This window comes from Synechococcus sp. R6-7, assembly GCF_047461695.1.
Lineage (GTDB): Bacteria > Cyanobacteriota > Cyanobacteriia > Thermostichales > Thermostichaceae > Thermostichus.
Window position 1 is genome coordinate 1 of record NZ_JANSHS010000184.1, and the last position, 5,237, is coordinate 5,237.

General features: G+C 58.7%; 5 protein-coding genes. 1 reads left to right on the forward strand and 4 read right to left on the reverse strand.

The window, feature by feature from the left end; all coding sequences use genetic code 11:
• Nucleotides 1-6: 6 nt before the first annotated feature.
• The 3 genes from NW815_RS06270 to NW815_RS06280 form a co-directional block, all read right to left on the reverse strand.
• Nucleotides 7-1,377 (reverse strand): cytochrome c biogenesis protein, encoded by a 1,371-nt coding sequence (locus NW815_RS06270; RefSeq protein ID WP_414390061.1) that lies wholly within the window; start codon nt 1,375-1,377, stop codon nt 7-9.
• Between the two features lie 111 nt (nt 1,378-1,488).
• Nucleotides 1,489-2,238, reverse strand: a complete 750-nt coding sequence (locus NW815_RS06275; RefSeq protein WP_414390064.1) for a cytochrome c biogenesis protein CcdA — start codon at nt 2,236-2,238, stop codon at nt 1,489-1,491.
• 80 nt (nt 2,239-2,318) lie between these two features.
• Nucleotides 2,319-3,212, reverse strand: a complete 894-nt coding sequence (locus NW815_RS06280) for a prephenate/arogenate dehydrogenase (RefSeq protein ID WP_414390066.1) — start codon at nt 3,210-3,212, stop codon at nt 2,319-2,321.
• 509 nt (nt 3,213-3,721) lie between these two features.
• Between NW815_RS06280 and NW815_RS06285 the strand changes: the two genes are divergently transcribed.
• A complete protein-coding gene (locus tag NW815_RS06285) occupies nt 3,722-4,120 on the forward strand; it encodes a hypothetical protein (RefSeq protein ID WP_414330450.1) in 399 nt (132 codons plus the stop codon).
• On the opposite strand, the gene NW815_RS06290 is transcribed toward NW815_RS06285, so the two are convergent.
• Nucleotides 4,117-5,237, reverse strand: a 1,121-nt coding sequence (locus NW815_RS06290) for an ABC1 kinase family protein (protein WP_414415812.1), incomplete at its 5' end; no start/stop codon positions are given. The genes NW815_RS06285 and NW815_RS06290 overlap by 4 nt on opposite strands.

The window sequence follows — 5,237 nt, forward strand, 5'->3', positions numbered from 1 at the left end:
AGCTTATTATTGACTAGAGTCATGCTCCACCAAGCGGTCGAATTCTCGCTCGAAGGTGACCAAGGCCCGGTTGGTTTTGCCCCCCAAGTAGAGCCCCGTCTCCGTTTGCAAAGCCCAGATTTGGCTGTAGCTGAAGTAGCTCATCACCACCCCCACCATCAACAGGCCAAATCCGAGATACACCGCAGGGATCCCCGGATCCGATTTAATTTGCAGTCCGGTAGCGCCGATCACCTCATCCAGATGCAGAGTGAGCGGGTTGGGGAAGCGTTGGGGAGCGACCTCGTCGAGGGCCAAGCTCATGCCTTGGCGCAGGGATCCCATCCATTGCCCTTCAGTGTCGTAGAGCAGGGCTGTCCCCTGCAGATCCGGCAGCAGCAGCGTGAGGCCCTGGCTCATGTCCGGCTGGGTGGGCACAAAAGCGCCCCAGAGTTTGTTGCCTGCCTCGGTGCGCACCGGCACCACCGGGATTTGAAAAGTGGGGCTGTTGTTGATGCGGATGCGGATGCTGTCGATGCTCCAATCGGCTTGGTAAAGGGTCACACCCCGGTAGGAGAGAGGATGGTTGACGGAAATGGTCTGACGTTTAACCTCCTGACCCTGATCCAAAATCGAGAGGTCGGAATAAAACTGCTTGACCCGGCCATCGGCAGCGTAGTCAATCCAGAAGCGATTGGCCCGAATTTGCCAGGTAGGCAAGTGAGCGCGAGCCAGATCCCCTGCTCCGGTCAAGTGTTGAATAGAAGCCACGCCGCCGCTGGGAATGAGTTCTTGGGCCTTGAAGCCGCTAATGCTGCCCCAAATCGCCCCCAGCAAGATCAGCAGCATGCTGACATGCACCAAGATGGGGCCGATCCTGCCGATTAACCCCTTGCGGGCGTAGAGGTAATGGCCCTCCTGAAACACCAGATAGCCCTGTCGACGCAACTGCTGCGGCAGCCCTTGTAAGGATTGTTGGGGCAGATAAGTCCAAAAGGGCAGGCGCTGAAAAGACTGCGGACGGGTGAGATAGCTCCAACGGCGAGCCACCTTGAGCATTGGCCACTGGCGCGTAAAGGAACAGGCGATAAGGCTGCTGCCGAACAGGATTAAAATAGCCAGAAACCAAGGGGTGCGGTAGACGTGATCCAATCCCAAGTTCAGGATCACCCGCCACGTGAGAAAGCCAAACAGGGCCGGATGCTCTGGATAGTGGGCTTGATAAAAAGCCGCTGTTTCCTCTTGCTCAATTACCGTGCCGGTGGCGCTCAAGACCGCAATTGCCAACAAAAGGCCAATGGCCAGGCGCAGATCCGCCAGCAGCGGCAGCAGCTCATGACGAAAGTACCGCCGCAGCGAGGAAACCCAGCGGGCAAGCGGGAGAGAGTATATGACCATGAGAAGTTTGTCGGCTTAAGATTCAGACCGCTGCTCTTGCCAGGCAAGGTGCAGTCCCCAACAGGGTGCTGTAGGTGTAGCCCCATCTTAGCCTGCAGCAGCAGGGATCCCTTAGACCCAAGCCGACAAGATTGTTACGCTGCCGAACCCCACCAACACCACCCCACTGGCATAAGTGAGCCAGCCCGACCAGCGCCGCAGGGCCAACAGTTGCTTCACCAACCCGGTAAACACCCCCGCCAGGAGCAGAGGAAAGGCCAATCCCAGCCCGTAAGCCAGCAGCAGCCCGCCTCCTACCCAGGGTTGCCCTGTGGTGGAAACCCAGGCCAGCAAAGCCACCAAAACCGGCGTACTGCAGGGAGAGGCCACCAGGCCAAAGGTTAACCCCAGCAACACTGCCCGGCCTAACCTGGGCCATTCTCCGGGAATCTCGAGGCGGTTAAACCCATCGGGAAAACGCAGGGGGATCACCTCTAACAAGTTCAGCCCCATCAAGATGGCAATTCCCCCCGCCACAACAGGCCCGAAGGATCCGGTTTGTCCGTAAACGCGACCCAGCAAAGCTGCCGACAAACCCAGCAGGGTCAGGGTAAAAGCCACCCCAGCCGCAAAACCCAAAGATTGAGCCCAAACTTGCCGCCGCCCTTCCCCAGCCGTTTCCTCAGAAGCGGGGGTGTAGCCGCCGATGTAGCCGATGGTCACCGGCAGCATAGACAGCGTGCAGGGGGAAAGACTGGTGAGCAAGCCGGCCAAGCCCACCACCAGCAGACTGACGGGAGAAAGGTGCTGCAGTTGAAACTGCACCAGCTCAGTTGCCCATTGTTCCAGTTGGTAAAGCCAAAGCTGAGCCGTGCTCAACATAAGCTCGATCTGTCCACATAAGCCCAAGGTAGCATGAACTCCCCCGCCCCCCTGGGATCCCCAGTCTTGGGGGAGTACGTCTACTGTCCATTCCCACCGCGCAGGTTGTGAGGAATTCCGCGAGGATGGTTGACGGGGAACTGCTGCCATTCCTGTTGAGCTCGTTGCAGCACCAGGAGCAATTCGTCCCACCTTTCGCCAGCGATCAACTGCTCTATCTGTCGCAGCTGAGCTTGGTAGCTGCTCAGGGCAGTCAGCAGCGCCTGTCGGTTGTGGCGGGCTATTTCCAAACCCAATTGCGGGATCCCTCCGCCAACACGGCTGGTATCGCGGAATCCGCTGCTGGCCAAAGTGCGGGCCAATTCCAGAATCGCGGGATCCCCTTCTTGGCTAACCGCTGCGATCAAACTGGCGCTGACCATAACTGGCAAATGGCTGATCCAGGCCACCGCTCGGTCATGGCGTGCGGGATCCGTGAGGACAGCTTCTGCGCCAACAGCAGCAATCAGTTCTTTCACCGCATCGAGAGCCTGAGGTTGGGTCTCGGCGATGGGAGTGAGCACGTAGGGCCGCCCCCGAAACAAGTCAGCTTCTGCCGCTTGGATCCCTTGCAGGCTTTTGCCGGCCATGGGGTGCCCCCCCACAAACCAGGGCCACAATTCGGTTGCCGGAGCAACGATGGGCTGCTTAACCGAGCCGACATCGCTCACCACGGTCTCTGCCGACAAATAAGGCAACAGGGCGGCTAGGGTGGCCAACACCTGCTCCAGAGGGGTACAGATCAGCACCATTTGCGGATCAAAGCGAGCCAACTGGGCCAACTCGGTTCCACAGCCTTGGACAGCACCCCGTTCCAGAGCCTGTTTGCAGGTGGCCGGGTTGCGGCTTATCCCCCAGACGGGATATCCCTTTTCGGTCAGTTTGAGGGCCAGGGATCCGCCGATCAACCCCAACCCGACAATGGCAATGCGCATAGTATCTCAGTAAGCCAGTGAAACTCCTTTTTGGACACCACCAACAACCGCTTCCAGGTGTAGTAGGAGGCTGCTCCCGTAGCTCAGCGATACTCGCCACCGGCGGGCAAGCCTAGTTCCTTCCGAAGCTCCCGCCGCAGCAGCTAAATTCTCGGCCAGGGACTGTCCACTTGTCCATTTTTAAGTCAATATAGGGGTAATATCCGGGCTTGCTTGCCCTGCGGATTCGTGGTAGCCAAACTGGCCTCCGACAGGAAAAACAAGGGCAGGCCTTGGATGTATTGGCAGGAGCTCGGCCCGCTGTGGACTGCTGTTGCGCCGAAGGGATCCCAGCCTTTCGTGCCGGCTCAGCGCAGTTCTTCTTCGCTTACTCAAGAGCAGGTGTCCCTCTTCTCAGCGATTCTCCAGAACTGTACCCATCGAGCCACTTTCACAGCGGGCTCGGCTTTTGGCCTGCGAGTTCCCGCTTTAACCCCCGTTGGGGAGCACTCTGTCGTTTAGGAGATTCTATGCCTAGTGAACCCAAAACCCGCAAGAGCCGTGAAAGCACTAACCCGCGCCCGCGCGACCGTCGTCGTGAATCGGCCAAAGGGAGCAAAGGGGCAGTCTCAGCCACCCATCTCTCCTTGCCGAAGTTAATTCAAGAGAATGCGGTGCTCCAATCTCGCAGCCAGTTGTTGTTGATGTACAGTGACTTCCAAACCGAAATGCCCAACGATGGCAAAACCGGTGTGGGCACCTGGCTACAGTCTCGACTCAAGGAGCACGGCATGCCCAGCCTGCTGCGTTTTGGCCCCCGCTCCCGCCCCCAGGTTTTCCGCCGCGATGAATTTTCCGAGTGGATTACGCTGGCTCTGGCCTCTGTTAACCCCAACAGCGATACTGCCCCCCAAGAGCACCTGAGCTAGGCCGGAAGGGGAAGTTGAGCGGTAGAAGCAGAGGTTGCTGGCCCAGGGATCCCGCCACGCCCGTTGAGGGAAGAGGGTGAACTGGGCTTTTCTGTATCCGGTAATAGCAGGTCGCGGATGAGGCGGGCTGCCGAGCGTTGCAACCAGCGGGAGGCCAATTGACGGCCCAGTTGTTGAGCTTCCGGTTTGGCAGCCACCTTGGCAACAATCGGCAGAAGCTGCAGCGGCTGAAAGCTCGGGTTGCTGCTGAGGAGTTCCCACAGACGCTGCAAATGAGCCAAGCCATCTGAGCCACCCTGGGATCCCGAGCTGGAAAAGAGCACATCCACTAGGCGCTCCCGCAGGAAAGCGCCCCGCTCAGAAAAGATAAAATCAACGGCCTTTTCCAGGGATCCCTGCAGGTCAAAATCCTCGCTGTTGACGGCGTTGCGCAGCAGGTTCTCCAGGCGGTTCCAGCGAAATTGCCCCTGGTTAAACAGCAGCTCCCGCAGGGATACGCGCAGCTCCGGGGCCGGGTCGGTGAGCAGGCGCTGAGCCACGTAGGGATAGGCCACGCTCAACACCTTAAAGTTGGGATCCAGGCCGATGGCGATCCCTTCCAGGGTAAGCAAAGAGCGGATGATCAAGGCGTAGTAGGCGGGAACTCGAAAGGGAAAGTCGTACATCACCCCCGAGAGCCGATCGGTGATGCTCTTGAAATTCAGTTCGGAGACCGATTTGCCCATCGCTTCGGCGAAGACAGCTTCCAGAGCAGGGATGATGGGAGTCAGGTCGGTATCCGGATCCAGGAACTCCAAGTCCACGTAGTCTTGGGCCAGCCCGGCAAAGTCTCGGTTTACCAAATGCACAATCGCCTTGATCAGGCCGTAGCGCTGATGGGGCGCGATGGTGCTCATCATGCCGAAATCGATATAGGCCAGCCGCCCGTCGTACATGGCCAAGAGGTTGCCCGGGTGGGGATCGGCGTGGAAAAAGCCGTTTTCCAAAAGCTGCTTGAGGGAGCAATTGACACCGATCTCGATCAAGTGCCGTCCATCCAGCCCCGCAGCAGCGATTTTGTCAACCTGAGTCAGCTTGATGCCATCAATCCACTCCATCGTCAGCACCTTGGTGCGGG